Genomic DNA, 17,234 nt, shown 5'->3' on the forward strand with positions numbered 1-17,234 from the left:
CTGTTTTACGTCTTTCCTTGCCTCTCGTTAGAGAATTAAGAACCGACTATGTAAAATCAATGTAATGTGAGTGTCCACACAAATTGCATGATAACTAATTGTTAAAGAAAAACTCATTTACTTAAAGTAAAGAGTTAGATATAAAACCCATTCGTTTATACCTTTGGAGCGTTGCTCCGTTGCTGCAGGCCTTGCCTGAAGCGAGATGCGCATGATACGCTTCTCAGTTTTGATGTCAACGTTTTATTTGATTTAATTTGAAGTTTCTTTTCGAAGATTCAAACCTTATCTATAAAACGTTAAGTTAACTACTTTACCCTAAAGTGATGTAGATAACTTATCAAAACAGCTCTTTCGTGGTTCGTTTTGACTGAACCCCTTGGAACTGGAGCGCATTCTAGAGATTTCTCGCTGGGCGTCAACCCTTTTTTGCAATAAGTTTGAAATAAACGTTTGTTCGCTTAATTAACGTACAGGCCACGTTTTTATTGAGGTTTATTCGACCGAATACCACATTTATTAACCACACTTCTATTAGCTGATACTCTTTCGTTAAACTAAACATTTATATTAATACAGTTTATAACTGATATTTTTTCAACCTTTAGTCGATATTTGCTAATATTAATGCACAAGTTCACAACCTAATTCTCATTATGAATAAAACTATATTACGTAGCTACAATAAAATCACACCAAAATTGGGCCAAAAGGTCTATATTGATGAGTCTGCTGTACTCGTTGGAGATATATCTATGGGTGACGATGTCAGTATTTGGCCTTTGGTCGCCGCTAGGGGTGACGTTAATACTATTAGCATTGGCAATAGAACCAATATCCAAGATGGTACGGTATTGCATGTAACCCGTAAAAGCGCAGGTAATCCAACAGGCAATCCTCTCATTATAGGTGAAGATGTTACCGTTGGTCACAAGTGCATGCTACATGGTTGCACGTTAGGAGATCGTATACTTGTTGGTATGGGGGCAATCATTATGGATGGCGCGATTATTGAAAGTGACGTTTTTATTGGTGCAGGTTCTTTGGTGCCTCCTCATAAAACGTTAGAGAGTGGTTACCTATATGTAGGTAACCCGGTAAAACAAGTGAGATTACTAAAAGAAAGTGAGCAAGCATTTCTTAGTCAGTCTGCGATTAATTATGTTGAGCTTAAGAATGAGTACCTTGCTCAATAATAATTTATTAGCCCGTTACTTATAGTACAGCTCTATTCGACTTTCAGGGAGTGGCTCATTATCGTCGAGCCACTCTTCAACGATTTCTTCTAAATCAAATTTCAATGCATCACTCATTACATTATGCTTTGTACACTTAATAAGAATATTAATACGCTCACCAGAGAGTAATCCACTAAAGATCCAGCCCTGTTGGTTGTTATCATAAGTTATATCATCGTTGAAGATTATTTGTTGATTCATCTTAATCCTCTTTTCTTAGCCTATTTAGCACCGATGCGGTTTCAGGTGAAACATTTCGCCAAGTTCTAAAACTTTCGGCGGCTTGTTCTACCAACATACCTAAACCATCAATAACATTACTTGCGCCATTGGCTTTCGCCCAAGCTAAAAATGGACTAAGTTCTTTACCATAAACCATATCGTAACAGTCGGTATTAGCAATAAGCTCTTTTGATAACGGTGGAATTTTCCCCGTTAAGCTTGCCGATGTTGCATTGATAATAAGGTCAAACTTTTCTGCTCCCAGAGCATCGAACCCTGTAGCCGTTAATTTATTGTTGTTAAACTTTTTAATCAGCTCTTCGGCTTTACTAACTGTTCTATTGGCGATAACAATTTTCTGTGGTCCTTGTGCTAATAAAGGTAAAATCACGCCTTTAGCGGCACCACCAGCACCAAGTAATAATATACGACTATTTTTTAATAATATTTTATGATTAAGGAGGTCTTGTACAAGCCCTTCACCATCGGTGTTATCGCCAAATATTTTACCACCCGCAAACGTTAAGGTATTTACCGCGCCGGCAAGTTGAGCCCGCTCGGTTAATTTATCGCATAATGCCATCGCTTGTTCTTTAAAAGGAGCGGTAATGTTGGCACCTTTAGCGCCACTATGCATAAAAGTAATGATTGTTTGTTCAAATAGCTCTAGTGCTACATATTCACTTTGGTAGTTAAGCTGCTGCTGAGTTTGCTGCGCAAAAGATTGGTGAATGATGGGCGAACGTGATTGTTTGATAGGGTTACCAAAGACGCGATATTGATCCATAGAAAGCACTGGGTAATAAATTATACTTAAGGTTATCGTAATAAAGGCATGATGAATATAAAAAAAGCAGTTACCTTTATATAAAAGATGACTGCCTTAAAAGGGTGTTGTTAAGAGTTTGTGTTATTAATAATACTAAAACTTATAACCCAACATGATTGAATAAACCATAGGGTCAATTTCTACTGACGCAGACCCTTTAATATCACCAATTTTGAAGGTGGCATCGGCATTAATATCAATATAACGAGCGGAAGCATTTACGTGCCACTTATCATTTATTAAGTAATCGGCGCCCACTTGAAACGATAAGCCTAATGAGCCATCAAGCTCTAAATCATTAAAACCTAAGGATTCAGGTGTACTTTTAAAACTTTCATCAAAAAATATGGTGTAATTTATGCCAACACCCGCATAAGGTTTAATGTTCGATGCACTGTTAAAGTAATAAAGTGCACTAATTGTGGGTGGTAACTGTGTGACTTCCGCTAATGTCGCACCATCCACGTTCGCACCAAACAGTCCGGCAGAGATACGTTGTTGATCGTGAATAATGACATCATGGGCGAATGGTGTTGCAGCTAAAACTTCTATTGCCCAATTGTTATCATAGAAATAAATAAAATTTAAGCCAAGTTGAGTATTGTCATCAACAGAAAGAGATAATGGCGTGTTACCTCCTAATGCTTCAACAAAAACCCCTGACTTACCGCTATCTGGGTTAACCATAGTCGCACCACCACGGAAAACAAAATCTCCGGCTTTATAATCTTCAGCAAAGGCAGTTACAGAAAGAGAAGCTAAAACAGCTAAAGTAAGTAAACGTTTTTTCATGTGCAAAGTCCCTGTTTATTTTGTGGGTATTTAATGAAACGGATTCTATAGAGACTTAAAAATAAAAACATGACCTAGCGCAATAAAATTGCGTTGTTTTAACTTTTATTTAAACATTTTACAAATAGAGGGGAGTAGAGGTAAATAACAGTGGCAAGTAAGCTTGGTGACGAAAATATAAAACAGCTAATGTCATTGACAGAAACACGAGAAGCTTTACGCTTCTCGTTCAATCGGCGTTCAAAAAAATCTAGCTGAAGTATTATAAATGATAATAATTATTGAGCTAACCAGTCTTGCGGTACTAAGTACTGAGCCAGTTCAGCTTCTTGACTTGTTGGATCGGGCTGATAATTATATTCCCAACGAGCAAGTGGCGGCATCGACATTAATATCGATTCTGTACGCCCACCTGACTGCAAACCAAATAAGGTTCCTCGGTCAAAGACTAAGTTAAACTCAACATAACGGCCACGGCGATATAATTGAAATTGACGTTGTTGCTCAGAGAATTCAATGTGCTTTCTTTTTTCGATAATCGGAACATAAGCGTCAACAAAGCCTTGCCCAACAGCTTTAATATAATTTAAGCAAGTATCAAAATCCCATTGATTCAAATCATCAAAAAATAAACCACCAACACCACGCGTTTCATCTCGATGTTTTAAATAAAAATATTCATCGCACCATTTTTTATGCTCATTATAAACATTTTCACCAAAAGGCTGACAAAGTGATTTTGCCGTTTGGTGCCAATGAACAACATCTTCTTTTATAGGATAAAAAGGGGTTAAATCAAAACCACCACCAAACCACCACACAGGTTCCTCACCTTCTTTCTCAGCGATAAAAAATCGTACATTAGCGTGTGACGTTGGAATATAAGGATTTTTAGGGTGAATAACTAATGAAACACCACAGGCTCGCCAGGTTCTACCGGCTAGTTCAGGTCGATGAGCACTCGCTGATGGAGGTAACTTATCACCAGAGACTTCTGAAAAGTTTACACCACCTTGTTCAATAACAGTCCCGTCGGTTAATACTCGAGTACGGCCACCACCGCCTTCAGCGCGTATCCAGTTATCTTCAACGAACTGCCCACTTCCGTCGGCGGCTTCTAATGCTGAACAAATATTGTCTTGCAGTGATTTTAAAAATTCAATGACTGTTTCTATGCTTACTTGGCTCATGCTCGAATTGTCTCTCCGGTCAGTGCATCAATTATTCTTGAAGGTTGAGTATACCCTAAAGTACTACCTTTTATGATGAAATCGATTTCAGCTGACAAAGTTTCTTCAACGTCTTGCCAAGTTCTTGCCGGCTCCTCCCCTGATAGGTTAGCACTGGTAGAAACAATCGGTTTATTTACCTTGTTGCATAGCGCTACTACATCAGGTTGGCTAGTCAATCGAACGGCTATGGTGGAAAATTTTCCAGTAAGTAGCCGATGGGTATTGCTATTTTTTGGCAATAATTGAGTAATACCGTTAGGCCAGCGAGAAAGTATACTCAAGCGTTTATCTTGCGGTATTTTACTGTCATCAATATAAGGGAGTAATTGAGAGTAGTTAGCCGCTAGTAAAATGAGGCCCTTTTCTGGAGAGCGGTTTTTAATGCTAAGTAATTTTTCAATTGCGAGTAAATTATCTGGATCGCAACCTAGGCCAAAAACAGCTTCGGTTGGATAAGCAATAATACCACCTTGGCTGTAAGCCTCTTCGGCAGAAGTCATCATAAATAATAATGGAAAATTAAAGGATTATTTTATGATTATACGGCGTTTATCTAACAGATAAAATAAGTGTTTAATTTCAGATAAAAATAATTTTATCGCCAAAATTAAACACTTGATAGTTATGAGAGGCTTTTTACTTTTTCACGTAAAATAAACTTCTGCACTTTACCTGTCGACGTTTTTGGTAAATCACTAAACACAATTGTCTTAGGGGCTTTAAATGTAGCCATATGTTCTCGACAAAAACTGATGATATCTTGCTCTGTAGCGCTTCGGCCTCGCTTTAATGAAACAAAGGCACATGGAGTTTCCCCCCATTTCTCATCGCTTTTAGCGACAACGGCTGCCTCTAATATATCAGGGTGTTGATATAAAATACTTTCGACTTCTACTGAAGATATATTTTCTCCACCTGAAATAATAATATCTTTAGAACGATCTCTTATTTCAATATAACCATCAGGATGCTTAACGGCTAAATCACCAGAATGGAACCAGCCATGTTTAAATGCTTCATTGGTCGCTTTCTCATTTTTTAGATAACCTTTCATCATACTATTACCACGAAACATAATTTCACCAACCGTTTCAGCATTACAAGGGACGGGCTGCATAGTTTCAGGGTCTAATACATCGACTTCTTCTTGTGTAGGATAGCGTACACCTTGACGCGCTTTTAGCGCTGCTCGTTCATCGTCGCTTTTATCATTCCATTCATCTTTCCACTCACTTACCACACAAGGCCCATAAACTTCAGTTAAACCATAGCCTTGGGTAATATCAAACCCCATTGCTTCCATCCCTTTAATAACGGATGGTGGTGGCGGAGCCCCCGCGGTCATGATATTTATGCCACGTGGTACTTTTGCCAGTAACTTTTGGTCTGCATTTAAAATCATATTTAAGACGATTGGCGCGCCACAAAAATGGCTGACCTTATGTTCAATTAAACTTTCAATGATTGCGCCAACTTCTACCTGCCTTAAGCAAACTTGTGTTCCACCCACAGCAACAACAGTCCATGGAAAACACCAACCATTACAATGGAACATTGGCAGTGTCCATAGGTACACTGAGTTATTGCCTAATGGCCAGATCATGTTGTTACCCAGCGAATTTAAATAAGCGCCGCGATGTGAATAGACCACACCTTTTGGGTTACCCGTTGTCCCTGATGTGTAATTTAACGCCAGCGCTTGCCACTCATCATGAATTAAATTTCCGGTGAAATTTTCATTACCTTCGGCAAGTAAGTCTTGATACTCAACAGAACCTAAACGTTCACCGCCTTCACTCATTACATCGTCGATATCAATAATCAGCGGTTGACGTGAACATAAGGTTAGTGCTTTTTTTACCACACAAGAAAATGCCGTATCGGTTAAGAGTACATCACATTCGCCATGGTCGAAAAGAAAAGCAATACTTTCAGCATCTAAACGAATGTTTATAGAATGTAATACTGCACCCGTTAACGGCACACCATAATGGGCGTCTAGAAAGGCAGGAATATTAGCCGCCATGATGGCTACTGTATTACCGGGCTTAACACCGCGTTGCATTAATGCTGAGGCTAGCCGTCTAACATTATTACGATATTCACGATAAGTAATTTTTTGTTTACCATGAATGATGGCAACGCGTTCAGGATGTACATCTGCGGTTCGATTTAAAAAGTTAATCGGTGTTAAAGGCTGGCTATTGGCTGCAACTTTGTCTAAGCCTTGGTCATAAATATTGTTCATCGACTTTCCTCATTATATTACGGTGCTGGTAGCTATTTAGTGCTACTTAACTTCTGCACTTACTAAGGATAGTTTACGCCTATTATTGCGTATAAAAATTATCCTTTGGTCTAATGGGGGAATTGGGGTATTCGCAGTAAATATCTAGCGGGATATTTATATTTTAGCTAAACAAAAATATCAGGGTAAATTTTGGACATAAAAAAACCAGCAAGTAGCTGGTTTCTCGAATAACACATAAAACTTATGTTAATTTTTCTTGCATCGCTTCATCTTTTGCAAGTAAAGCAATAACATTAGCAGCGCGTTCTGCTTTTACTTTTTCTGCAATAGACGGATCAGCAACACCTAATATTTGTGCGGCTAAATAACCCGCATTTTTTGCACCAGCTTTACCAATAGCAACTGTTGCAACCGGTATTCCACCAGGCATCATAACCGTTGAAAGTAAGGCATCATGACCTTGTAATGGTCCGTTATCAATTGGAACACCAATAACTGGACGTGTGGTCATTCCTGCAACAGCACCGGCTAAATGAGCCGCTAAACCTGCAGCACATATAAAGACTTTACAGCCACGTTCTTCGGCATCTTTTACGTAAGCTTTAGCAGCATCAGGGGTTCTATGTGCTGAACGAACACGTACTTCATGTTCAATACCAAATGTTTTTAAAACGCTGATGGTTGCTTGCATAACAGGTAGGTCAGAATCTGAACCCATTAAAATTGCAACAAAAGTTGATGACATTTTGTCTCTCCAGAAGTTTAGTTAAATAATTGCGCGTATTATATCTCTTTACGCTTATAGGTGCATTTCTTTTCTGGACAGATTATGACGTTACCACTCGCCATTTTACGCTTCACTAATATCGGCCAATGGCATTGAGGGCAATTTTCAGCAACGGGTGGGTAATTAAGGACATACTTGCATTTAGGATATTGTTCACAAGAATAAAATGTTTTGCCATAGCGATTGGTACGCTCAATTAATTCGGCTTGCTTACCCTTTTTCTGGCACTGTGGGCAAGCTACGCCAACGTCTTCTTGACCACTAGTATCTTCAATATGATGGCATTGGGGATAATTGGAACAACCGATAAACATTCCATATCGCCCTTGTTTAACCGCAAGTTCATGTTGGCACTCTGGGCATTCAGTTCCAGCTAAAATTTTATCTTCGACACGTTCGTGTTCGACAACTGGACGAGTGAAATCGCAGGCAGGATAGGAAGCACAACCAAAAAACTTTCCCGACTTACTATTCTTTATAACAATTTCACTGCCACATTCTGGGCACACTTCATACGCTTTTTCTAAAGCATGTTCGTGCTGTGAAAATAAGGGTTTATCAGAATTAGGCATAATGCAATCACTAGAATATTGTTAACGTTATTATGCCACGATTAGCCAAACTTAAGCGAGTTATACGATTGACACTTAATGTAATGGGCCTTCTTGCTCATCAAAAATAAGATCTTCCATTTGCGAGTAAGCATTTTCTTTACCTGGCACGTTAAATAACACCATAAGTACCACCCACTTTAAATCATCAATCGAGAAGAACTTAGTATCTAACTCCATCACGCGGTCAATAACCATTTCTCGTGTGGTAAAATCTAGGACATTCACTTGCTCTAAAAATAAAAGAAACCCTCGACACTCGACATCAAGTAATTGCATTTCATCATCAACATAGACACGTACTGAGCGACGCCCTACTCGCGTTAAATACGGATAAGCATCGGTGTCTTGAAGTGCTGCTAGCTTTTCTAACCAACTTAGCGCTTTATATATTTCGTCTTGATGAAAACCTGCTCGGGTAAGTTCATCCGTTAATGACTCATGATCCACCATGATTTCGGCTTCACTATGTATATAGTTTTCAAAAAGATACATCAGTATATCAAACATAATTAGCCCCTATTTTACTCTTAGGTAACCCCCTGGAACCGTAGCAACCAGACCTTTAAGCTCTAACATTGTTAACCGAGTTAGTACGACATCTATCGGTAATTTGCTTCGTGAAACCACCATATCTACGGGGGTGATCTCATAACCCACACTAGCTAACAATGAATCGTTAAACAAGTGTTGTTTTTGACTTTTTTCTAAGCGTTGTTCTTTCTCTTTGTTTATCGTTAAGTGTAGACCTCTTTGTGGCAGTAGATCTAATTCATCAACTATATCGGCAATATTATCGACAAGTTTAGCACCTTGTTTAATCAGCCAGTGACACCCTTTAGCTTGTGGGTTATTAATGGTACTTGGGATAGCAAACACGTCACGATTTTGTTCTATGGCGCAACGAGCGGTTACCAAAGAGCCACTTTTAATAGTGGCTTCAACCACCAGCACCCCCACACTTAAACCACTAATCAATCTATTTCGTTTGGGGAAATAACCTGGCTTAGGTGGGGTGTTTGGAGGAAACTCACTGATAATAGCACCGTCATTGTCTAGAATGTTTTTTGCTAATAATCTATGTCTTGCTGGATAGACCTGATCTAAACCGGTCGCGACAACCGCAATGGTTTTACCTCCTGCCGATAACGTCCCCTGGTGAGCGGCGCCATCTATACCTAGCGCTAAACCACTCGTGACCACTAATCCAGCATTTGCTAACTGTTGTGCAAATTTAAACGCATTCTCTCGACCATTAATACTGGCATCTCGGCTACCGACCATCGCAATTTGCATTTGGTTTAATAGGCTAATATTTCCTTGGGCAAATAAAACCAATGGCGGATCATAAATTTGCTTTAACTGTGAAGGGTAACGAGAGTCAACAAAAGGAATAATGGCACTAATACATCGTTCAGTGGCGGCAATAATTTCAGAAATTCTTTGCCAATCAGGAGATCTAATCGCCGCTATCTGTTTTTGAGTAAGGTTTAATGATGACAGTTCTTGTGAGGAATGAAAAAGTTGTTCTACTCCAAAGAGTTCAACAAGTCTTAATTTTTTATGGATAGCTAGGCGTGGTATAAGCTTAAGCGCCAGCCAAAAGTGACTCGCGCTTTTCTTTTTATACTCATCACCCTGTTGAGGGATAACAGCTAAATTATACTTTATTGTCACTGTCTTCTCCCTAAGTACAGCGGTTTTACTTGTAAATTAAGATGAATTGCCTGTTGGTTAGTTTTCCACGGGTGAAGTAATAATATCTTGTAATCGAAGCGGTTTACTTGAACGCATAACGAGCGCTAAACTCACTTGCTGATACACTTTAAAAATCATCATTTCGCCAACAACCTCTTCTGGCATTTTATAATCAGAGCTCTCAACATTTGCCATACGATTCCACCGTGAAGCATCTTTGCTATACGTTGGGCCGTTACTTGTTTCAACAACACCTGGGCTGATTCGTTTTACCGAAACAATATCTCCTTGCTCAACGGCATGTTCGGCGCCACGATTAATCATTACGACGTCGAGTTTTCCAAATTCACTTAACCCACTCATACTGTTGATAATTAGTCCACGTAACGACTTAGTCGCTGGCTTTAGACTAAAAAATGACGGGTATTGTTGGTTTTCATTGACGGGCAGAATGAAATCACCGGAACGAATTTCTTCTTTAACGCCATCGACATACAAGGTAGCAGGCACTTTGTTGTCAATATCACCGGTGCGTAAGACTTTTCCGGTACCTACAACACTAATGTTGTAGCCTAAAAGTTCTTGTGTTTCAGGGTCATAAATAGGCTTTTCTTTCTGATATATACCATAACCTTTGCCTAACTCTAATTCGCCGTTTACATAGAGATTAAAGCCGTCAATACTAGAGTTATAACCTTCATCACTCCCTAGTATATAAGGGAGCTTTGCAATGTCATCTTCAGATAAAATGCTACTGTAATTAATATAAGGCGCAATCACGTCCAAGGATAAACTTGAAATAGCAGATTGATCTTTTAATTTAACTCGTGCTCGGGGCGACCATTTAAGTTCAGGCTTTCCTCGCACTAACATAGGTTGCCCTTTTTCGTCAAAAACTAAACGAAGCTCGTCACCAGGATAAATTAAATGAGGATTATCAATATCAGGATTCAATCGCCACAACTTTGGCCAGAGCCAAGGCTGCTTGAGAAATATTGCTGAAATATCCCACAAAGTATCCCCCTTTTTAACAAAGTAAGATTTTGGGGCATTTTTATTTAATGTTAACTCATCAGCAGTAACCAATACTGAAAAAGACAAGCAGAGTATTAACAAAAAACTACGTATTAGCATGATAGTTCGCCTATTAAACAGATATATTAAGCTTTTAGCCTAAACCACTATTATTAATTATATTTAATAGCTAAAATTGAAACATAACACTCAATGCGATATTTCGCGAATTATTTGAATATTTATGACTATTTTAAACGTACTTAGATTTCCTGACGAACGCTTGCGCACTAAAGCGTTACCTGTAGAAGATATTAACAGTGATGTACAACAAATAATTGATGACATGTTTGAGACCATGCGAGAAGAGAACGGTGTTGGTTTAGCTGCCACCCAGGTCAATATCCATCAACGTATTGTCGTCATTAATGTTTCAGAAGACGAAGACCAGTCTTATGTCTTGATTAACCCAGAAATAATTAGCCATAGTGATACGACCGAAATCAATGAAGAAGGTTGTTTATCTGTGCCCGGTTGTTACGCAAAAGTTGACCGCTACACAGAAGTTACCGTGAAAGCGCTCGATCGTGAAGGACAAGCCTTTACCTTAAATGCAACTGAGTTACTCGCAGTTTGTATACAGCATGAATTAGATCATTTAGATGGTAAGTTATTTGTTGATTATCTATCACCATTAAAACGCCAGCGGATAAAAGCAAAACTAGAAAAAGAAGCTCGTTTAGCCAACAATTAATTATTGTTTTTATTAATATAATTCGGAATAAAACTTTGTCAAAAGCTCTTAAAATTATTTTTGCTGGCACGCCAGACTTTGCTGCACAACATCTGGCGGCGCTAATTAACTCTCATCATGAAGTGGTCGCGGTTTACTGTCCACCCGATAAACGTGCTGGACGTGGTAAAAAGCTAACCGCTTGTGCTACCAAAGAACTCGCTTTATCGCATGGTATTGTTGTTGAGCAACCAGTTAATTTTAAAGACGCTGGCGATCAAGAAAAGCTAGCCAGTTATAATGCTGATATTATGGTTGTTGTCGCTTACGGCTTATTATTGCCAATGGTTATTTTAGAAGCGCCACGTTTAGGCTGTGTAAATGTACATGGCTCGATATTGCCAAAATGGCGTGGCGCCGCACCTATTCAACGTTCATTAGAGGCCGGTGATAAAGAAACAGGTGTGACGATTATGCAGATGGACAAAGGTTTAGATACCGGAGACATGATAGCTAAAGCAACCTGTGAAATTACTCAACAAGATACTAGCGCCACACTCTATGAAAAATTAGCCGATATCGGCCCTATTGCTTTACTAAGCACGCTTGATTTAATGGCTGAGAACAAGCATAGCGCCGAGCCTCAAGATAATAATTTAGCTAACTATGCGGCCAAACTTGATAAAGATGAAGCAGAATTAGATTGGCAATTACCCGCTGTAGAACTTCATCGTAAAGTTCGTGCTTATATGCCGTGGCCAGTTGCACAATTTACCTTTACTGATGAAAAAAATATCGAACATCGTATTCGGGTTTGGCAAGCCAGCTATACTGATGAGGCTCATGGTTGCCTGCCTGGCACAATAATTTCGGCAAATAAAAACGGCGTTACTGTTGCTACAACTTCAGGTTCACTGTGCTTAGAGTCATTGCAATTACCTGGTAAAAAGCCAATGCCAGCGCGTGATATTTTAAACGGAAAAGCACTATGGTTTGCTGAAAACAGCCATATTAATAATTTAACTGCAAACAACATGAGTGAACAATAATGGCGACTAATATTAGAGCCCTAGCGGCAAGGTGTTGTTTTGCTGTTGTTGATAAAGGCAGAAGCCTTAGCGATGAGTTACCCAAAGCTCAAGCAAAAGTAGAAGGTAAAGATAAAGGACTTTTACAAGAACTTTGTTACGGCGTTTTACGGTATTTACCGGCACTTGAACATGACTTACGCCAGCTAATGGATAAGCCATTAAAAGGTAAACAACGGGTTGGCCACTTTCTTATTCTAGTGGGCATATATCAAGTAAAGCATACGCGCATTCCTGACCACGCGGCGGTAAGTGAAACAGTAGCAGCAACAAAACCTTTAAAGTGCGACTTTTTAAGAGGTTTAATTAATGGTGTCTTACGTAATGTTCAACGTAACCTAGCCAAAGACGATGCAGCAGAAATCGCAGCGAAGTTACCTGATCCAATAAAATATTCACACCCAAGCTGGTTTATCAAAAAGGTACAAAACGCTTACCCTGATCAATGGCAAGAAATTCTTAATGCTAATTTAGAGCGACCGCCGATGTGGTTAAGAGTCAATCAACGTCACCATAATGTGACTGAATATTTAGCTTTACTCGAGCAAGCAGAAATCCCTGTAGCACTCGTTGACGATAAATCATCAGCGATTAAACTCGTTGCTGCTGTAGATGTTAATAAGCTTCCTGGCTTTATTGATGGCTGGATCTCAGTTCAAGATGGTGCGGCTCAACAAGCCGCGATATTACTCGATACTCAAGCGGGTGACTTTGTACTTGATTGTTGTGCTGCCCCAGGTGGTAAAACTTGCCACATTCTAGAATTAACCCCTGACTTAGCAAAAATGACGGCCATTGATATTGAAGAAAGTCGTTTATTAAGAGTAGAAGAAAACTTATCGCGCCTTAACTTATCAGCCGAGGTAATTACTGCTGATGCTGCTTCACAAGAATGGTGGGATGGACAACTTTTCGACCGTATTTTACTCGACGCCCCCTGCTCGGCTACCGGTGTAATTCGTCGCCACCCCGATATAAAATGGTTGAGAAAAGCAGAAGACATTGAAAAACTGGCAATATTGCAGCAACAAATATTAAAAAACATTTGGTCTCTACTTAAACCTGGCGGTATTTTGCTTTATGCAACCTGTAGTATTTTACCCGAAGAAAATATTCAACAGATAGAAGAGTTCTTATCTGAGAATAACAATGCTAAATTAGTACCAATAACAAATGAAAAAACCGACATAGGCTGGCAAATCTTGCCAAATGAGCAATCAATGGACGGTTTTTATTACGCTAAATTAGAAAAAACAATATAGGCTCTGATGATCTTTCAACCTTGCCGCTTAAAGACTAAAAATGAAAGTTAACTTATGAAAATAATAATAATTGGCGCAGGGCAAGTGGGCGGAACATTAGCTGAAAATCTTGTTGGTGAGCGTAACGATATTACGCTCATTGATACCAATGCAGAGACCTTGCATGAATTACAAGATAAAATGGACTTGCAAGTTGTTATTGGTAATGGCTGTCACCCTGATGTATTAAAGCAAGCGGGTGCAGAGGATGCCGAGTTGGTTATCGCGGTAAGTAGTGATGATGCAACGAATATGCTCGCCTGCCAAATTTGTTATACTTTATTTAACACCGCAAATAAAATAGCCCGAATTCGTTCATCACAAATATTGCGCTACCAAAAAGAACTCTTTCAATCAAAAAACATACCCGTAGACCATGTTATTGCTCCAGAACAATTAGTTACTCGTGATATTGCGCGTTTAATTGATTACCCTGGTGCACTACAAGTCTTAGAGTTTGCCCAAGGAAAAGTCAGTTTAGTTGCCGTAAAAGCTTATTACGGGGGGTTATTGGTTGGTCATGCCCTGTCAACTTTGCGCGAACATATTCCTAATGTTGACACACGAGTAGCGGCTATTTATCGTAACGGAAAACCTATCCGTCCGCTGGGTACTACCGTTATTGAAGCAGATGATGAAGTGTTTTTTATTGCTGCCACTATCCATATTCGTGCGGTAATGAATGAACTGCAAAAACTTGAAGCCTCATATAAAAGAATTATGATCGCTGGCGGTGGTAATATAGGCGCCGGCTTAGCTAAAATCTTAGAAAAAAATCATCAAGTTAAACTTATTGAACGTTCACCAAAGCGTGCGGAATACTTAGCCTCTGAGCTCAATGATACCTTAGTTTTTATTGGTGACTCTTCCGACCAAGAACTGTTACTCGAAGAACATATTGATCAATTCGATGTGTTTATTGCGGTCACCAACGACGATGAAGCAAATATTATGTCATCTTTGTTAGCAAAACGCTTAGGTGTACGTAAAGCGATGGTGCTAATTCAGCGAAGTGCTTATATAGATTTAGTACATGGCAGCGATATCGATATTGCCGTATCACCGCAACACGCTACTATCTCGGCATTATTGACACATGTACGCCGTGGTAGTATTGATAACGTATATAGCTTACGTGGTGGTGCTGCAGAAGCGATTGAAATTATTGCTAAAGGTGATGAAAAATCTTCAAAAGTAGTAGGTAAAACCATTCAAGCAATAAAGTTGCCGCCGGGGACCACCATTGGCGCCATTGTTAGACAGGATGAAGTGTTAATTGCTCACTCTGACACTAAGATAATGTCAGAAGATCATGTTATTCTTTTCTTAGTCAATAAACGTTATATTTATGATGTAGAGAAACTTTTCCATGTTGACGCGCTAACATTTTATTAAGATAAAAAGTGAATCTCGAGACATAAAAAACCCCAGATTTATCTGGGGTTTTTCGTTTCTATTATTACACTATACTCTACATCTAAGAGCGCCAGAAACCTGGAGTAAAGAGTACTAATAAAGTAAATATTTCTAATCGCCCAAAGAGCATAGCAACAATTAATACCCATTTACTGAAATCGGTGATCTCAGCAAAATTTGCGGCTACAGCACCTAAGCCTGGACCTAAGTTATTCAGACAAGCAGCCACTGCTGTAAAAGCCGTAATGTCGTCCATACCTGTGGCAAGCAGTAACAACATACAAATAATAAATACCGCAGCATAAGCTGAGAAAAAGCCCCATATCGCTTCAACAACACGATCAGGTAAAGCTTTACGACCTAATTTTATCGTAAAAACGGCTTTAGGATGTACTAAACGGTTTAATTCTCGTAAGCCTTGTAGATATAAAAGTACCACTCGTACAACTTTCATTCCGCCACCTGTACTCCCAGCACAGCCACCAATAAAACTAGCAAAGATTAAGAGTATTGGCAGTAATGTCGGCCAATCGGCAAAGCTGGTTGTTGCAAAGCCGGCGGTGGTACTAATAGAGACTGACTGGAATAAGGCTTGGTCGAATGCTTCAAAACCATCTTCGTAAGTGCCCGTTGCTAACAGCACAATTAAACAAATGAGCGTTAAGACAAATTGGATAGCAATAAAGACTTTAAATTCTGGATCGAAGAAGTAATTTTTTAAGGAGCGACTGTGCAAGACAGCAAAATGCAGCGCAAAATTTACCCCAGCGATCAGCAAGAAAAACACACAAACAAAATTTATCGCGGGGCTATTAAAATAGCCGATACTGTCGGTATGTGTAGAGTAACCCCCGATAGCAATTGTTGAGAAAGCATGACAAATGGCATCAAAGATAGACATGCCTGCTCCCCAATAACTAATCGCACAGGCAATAGTTAAAAATAAATATATATACCATAAATGTTTTGCTGTATCGGCAATGCGCGGCGTCATTTTTGAATCTTTAACCGGTCCCGGTGTTTCAGCACGGTAAAGCTGCATACCACCAATACCTAGCATAGGTAAAACGGCAACCGCTAAAACTATAATACCCATACCGCCAAGCCACTGTAATTGCTGGCGATACCAAAGTACTGCATGCGGTAAACCATCAATCTCTTTTAAGATGGTCGCCCCAGTTGTTGTTAAGCCAGAAAATGATTCAAAAAAAGCATCTGCAACAGATAAATTAGGCTTGTCTAAGAGCAAAAGCGGCACCGCAGAGAAACTCGCCAGTACTACCCAGAATAAAACGACAATTAAAAAGCCTTCACGTGCGCGCAAGTCACTTTTTTCATTTTTAAACGGATACCAAGCAAGTAAACCTGCAAATAAGCAAAACAGAAATGCAGTCAGAAAGGAGACACCACCACCATCACGGTATAATAGTGCAATTAAAGCAGGCGGTAACATGGTTACACTCAACAGAGCAACCAGTAAGCCAAGAATTCGAATGATATTTTTTATTTGCACGAGTTAATTTTTATTATTCAGTAAAGTCATCGACCACATGTTTTTTGATGATAAAGCATAAAGATAAACACTGCGACTTTAAATCACCTATTTCGTCTTTAATTTATTCAGCTGACACGTTTATTATAAGATTCACGTTCCATATCGACTATTTCGACGCTAATTGAAATTGATTTAATAGCAAAGGAATTTAGATGACTTAACACGAGTTTAGATAGCTCTTGCCTTTGTTCTAAATTGCGACCTGACAGGATTTTGCAACAAACATGAATAAACCTTTGTTGATTATTGCTAGTTTGACTTCCATTTCCCACAGTAAAATATGTAAAGGGTGTTGCTCTTACTTTAATATCAGTCGGAGAAAATAATAAAGACTTAACTGCTCCTGCAAAAACGGCAGACATAATTTCTTTAATATCTAGTTCTTGAGCCAGTTCTTGTGAATATTCGATAATACAATGTGGCATGAAGGTATCCTTTTTTATCTGATATTACAGATCATTAGACCT

Annotated in this window: 18 protein-coding genes; 5 read left to right on the forward strand and 13 right to left on the reverse strand. The window is 39.2% G+C overall.

Features of this window, described 5'->3' with window-relative positions; genetic code table 11:
- Positions 1 to 656: 656 nt before the first annotated feature.
- Positions 657 to 1,196 (forward strand): gamma carbonic anhydrase family protein, encoded by a 540-nt coding sequence (locus tag H4J70_RS06455; RefSeq protein WP_182217472.1) that lies wholly within the window; start codon positions 657 to 659, stop codon positions 1,194 to 1,196.
- 15 nt (positions 1,197 to 1,211) lie between these two features.
- Here H4J70_RS06455 and H4J70_RS06460 read toward each other — a convergent pair whose 3' ends face one another.
- The 11 genes from H4J70_RS06460 to H4J70_RS06510 form a co-directional block, all read right to left on the reverse strand.
- Complete coding sequence (locus H4J70_RS06460; RefSeq protein WP_182204140.1) at positions 1,212 to 1,439, reverse strand: hypothetical protein; 228 nt, start codon at positions 1,437 to 1,439, stop codon at positions 1,212 to 1,214.
- A gap of 1 nt (position 1,440) precedes the next feature.
- Entirely contained in the window at positions 1,441 to 2,247 is an 807-nt protein-coding gene (gene aroE, locus H4J70_RS06465) for a shikimate dehydrogenase (RefSeq protein WP_182222575.1), read from the reverse strand.
- Positions 2,248 to 2,382: 135 nt separating this feature from the next.
- Entirely contained in the window at positions 2,383 to 3,081 is a 699-nt protein-coding gene (locus H4J70_RS06470) for an OmpW family protein (protein ID WP_182222574.1), read from the reverse strand.
- A 278-nt stretch (positions 3,082 to 3,359) separates the two neighbouring features.
- Positions 3,360 to 4,271: an oxygen-dependent coproporphyrinogen oxidase gene (hemF, locus tag H4J70_RS06475; protein ID WP_182175890.1), complete on the reverse strand. Its 912-nt coding sequence runs from the start codon at positions 4,269 to 4,271 to the stop codon at positions 3,360 to 3,362.
- A complete protein-coding gene (locus H4J70_RS06480) occupies positions 4,268 to 4,816 on the reverse strand; it encodes a Sua5/YciO/YrdC/YwlC family protein (protein WP_182175891.1) in 549 nt (182 codons plus the stop codon). The genes hemF and H4J70_RS06480 overlap by 4 nt, the downstream gene beginning before the upstream one ends.
- Before the next feature lie 119 nt (positions 4,817 to 4,935).
- Positions 4,936 to 6,561, reverse strand: a complete 1,626-nt coding sequence (locus tag H4J70_RS06485; protein ID WP_182222573.1) for an acyl-CoA synthetase — start codon at positions 6,559 to 6,561, stop codon at positions 4,936 to 4,938.
- Between the two features lie 244 nt (positions 6,562 to 6,805).
- Positions 6,806 to 7,309 (reverse strand): 5-(carboxyamino)imidazole ribonucleotide mutase, encoded by a 504-nt coding sequence (gene purE, locus H4J70_RS06490; RefSeq protein ID WP_070375268.1) that lies wholly within the window; start codon positions 7,307 to 7,309, stop codon positions 6,806 to 6,808.
- Positions 7,310 to 7,347: 38 nt separating this feature from the next.
- The gene (locus tag H4J70_RS06495) at positions 7,348 to 7,923 is read right to left on the reverse strand and encodes a topoisomerase DNA-binding C4 zinc finger domain-containing protein (protein WP_070375269.1); all 576 of its coding nucleotides are present in this window, start codon (positions 7,921 to 7,923) and stop codon (positions 7,348 to 7,350) included.
- A gap of 75 nt (positions 7,924 to 7,998) precedes the next feature.
- Complete coding sequence (locus tag H4J70_RS06500; protein WP_070375270.1) at positions 7,999 to 8,472, reverse strand: DUF494 family protein; 474 nt, start codon at positions 8,470 to 8,472, stop codon at positions 7,999 to 8,001.
- 9 nt (positions 8,473 to 8,481) lie between these two features.
- Positions 8,482 to 9,639 (reverse strand): DNA-processing protein DprA, encoded by a 1,158-nt coding sequence (dprA, locus tag H4J70_RS06505; RefSeq protein WP_310740317.1) that lies wholly within the window; start codon positions 9,637 to 9,639, stop codon positions 8,482 to 8,484.
- Positions 9,640 to 9,696: 57 nt separating this feature from the next.
- Positions 9,697 to 10,794, reverse strand: a complete 1,098-nt coding sequence (locus tag H4J70_RS06510) for a LysM peptidoglycan-binding domain-containing protein (protein ID WP_182217480.1) — start codon at positions 10,792 to 10,794, stop codon at positions 9,697 to 9,699.
- A 124-nt stretch (positions 10,795 to 10,918) separates the two neighbouring features.
- On the opposite strand from H4J70_RS06510, the gene def reads away from it, so the two are divergent.
- From def to trkA, 4 genes are read left to right on the forward strand one after another with little or no spacing between them, the layout of a single operon-like run.
- Entirely contained in the window at positions 10,919 to 11,428 is a 510-nt protein-coding gene (gene def, locus H4J70_RS06515; RefSeq protein WP_070375272.1) for a peptide deformylase, read from the forward strand.
- 35 nt (positions 11,429 to 11,463) lie between these two features.
- On the forward strand, positions 11,464 to 12,456 hold the full coding sequence (gene fmt, locus H4J70_RS06520) for a methionyl-tRNA formyltransferase (protein WP_182250785.1): 993 nt from the start codon (positions 11,464 to 11,466) through the stop codon (positions 12,454 to 12,456).
- A complete protein-coding gene (gene rsmB / locus H4J70_RS06525) occupies positions 12,456 to 13,757 on the forward strand; it encodes a 16S rRNA (cytosine(967)-C(5))-methyltransferase RsmB (protein WP_182250786.1) in 1,302 nt (433 codons plus the stop codon). The genes fmt and rsmB overlap by 1 nt, the downstream gene beginning before the upstream one ends.
- 54 nt (positions 13,758 to 13,811) lie before the next feature.
- Complete coding sequence (gene trkA / locus H4J70_RS06530) at positions 13,812 to 15,191, forward strand: Trk system potassium transporter TrkA (protein WP_070375275.1); 1,380 nt, start codon at positions 13,812 to 13,814, stop codon at positions 15,189 to 15,191.
- A gap of 82 nt (positions 15,192 to 15,273) precedes the next feature.
- On the opposite strand, the gene H4J70_RS06535 is transcribed toward trkA, so the two are convergent.
- Both H4J70_RS06535 and H4J70_RS06540 read right to left on the reverse strand, forming a co-directional pair.
- The gene (locus H4J70_RS06535; RefSeq protein WP_070375276.1) at positions 15,274 to 16,725 is read right to left on the reverse strand and encodes a TrkH family potassium uptake protein; all 1,452 of its coding nucleotides are present in this window, start codon (positions 16,723 to 16,725) and stop codon (positions 15,274 to 15,276) included.
- Between the two features lie 107 nt (positions 16,726 to 16,832).
- A complete protein-coding gene (locus H4J70_RS06540; protein WP_182250787.1) occupies positions 16,833 to 17,192 on the reverse strand; it encodes a 5-carboxymethyl-2-hydroxymuconate Delta-isomerase in 360 nt (119 codons plus the stop codon).
- Between the last annotated feature and the right edge of the window lie 42 nt (positions 17,193 to 17,234).

The organism is Colwellia sp. BRX8-9 (assembly GCF_014077245.1).
Taxonomy (GTDB): domain Bacteria; phylum Pseudomonadota; class Gammaproteobacteria; order Enterobacterales; family Alteromonadaceae; genus Colwellia_A.

Excerpts from the sequence above, each read along its gene's own strand:
- H4J70_RS06455 (WP_182217472.1), top strand. The coding sequence starts at position 657 with ATGAATAAAACTATATTACGTAGCTACAATAAAATCACACCAAAATTG.
- H4J70_RS06460 (WP_182204140.1), bottom strand. The coding sequence starts at position 1,439 with ATGAATCAACAAATAATCTTCAACGATGATATAACTTATGATAACAAC.
- aroE (WP_182222575.1), bottom strand. The coding sequence starts at position 2,247 with ATGGATCAATATCGCGTCTTTGGTAACCCTATCAAACAATCACGTTCG.
- H4J70_RS06470 (WP_182222574.1), bottom strand. The coding sequence starts at position 3,081 with ATGAAAAAACGTTTACTTACTTTAGCTGTTTTAGCTTCTCTTTCTGTA.
- hemF (WP_182175890.1), bottom strand. The coding sequence starts at position 4,271 with ATGAGCCAAGTAAGCATAGAAACAGTCATTGAATTTTTAAAATCACTG.
- H4J70_RS06480 (WP_182175891.1), bottom strand. The coding sequence starts at position 4,816 with ATGATGACTTCTGCCGAAGAGGCTTACAGCCAAGGTGGTATTATTGCT.
- H4J70_RS06485 (WP_182222573.1), bottom strand. The coding sequence starts at position 6,561 with ATGAACAATATTTATGACCAAGGCTTAGACAAAGTTGCAGCCAATAGC.
- purE (WP_070375268.1), bottom strand. The coding sequence starts at position 7,309 with ATGTCATCAACTTTTGTTGCAATTTTAATGGGTTCAGATTCTGACCTA.
- H4J70_RS06495 (WP_070375269.1), bottom strand. The coding sequence starts at position 7,923 with ATGCCTAATTCTGATAAACCCTTATTTTCACAGCACGAACATGCTTTA.
- H4J70_RS06500 (WP_070375270.1), bottom strand. The coding sequence starts at position 8,472 with ATGTTTGATATACTGATGTATCTTTTTGAAAACTATATACATAGTGAA.
- H4J70_RS06510 (WP_182217480.1), bottom strand. The coding sequence starts at position 10,794 with ATGCTAATACGTAGTTTTTTGTTAATACTCTGCTTGTCTTTTTCAGTA.
- def (WP_070375272.1), top strand. The coding sequence starts at position 10,919 with ATGACTATTTTAAACGTACTTAGATTTCCTGACGAACGCTTGCGCACT.
- rsmB (WP_182250786.1), top strand. The coding sequence starts at position 12,456 with ATGGCGACTAATATTAGAGCCCTAGCGGCAAGGTGTTGTTTTGCTGTT.
- trkA (WP_070375275.1), top strand. The coding sequence starts at position 13,812 with ATGAAAATAATAATAATTGGCGCAGGGCAAGTGGGCGGAACATTAGCT.
- H4J70_RS06540 (WP_182250787.1), bottom strand. The coding sequence starts at position 17,192 with ATGCCACATTGTATTATCGAATATTCACAAGAACTGGCTCAAGAACTA.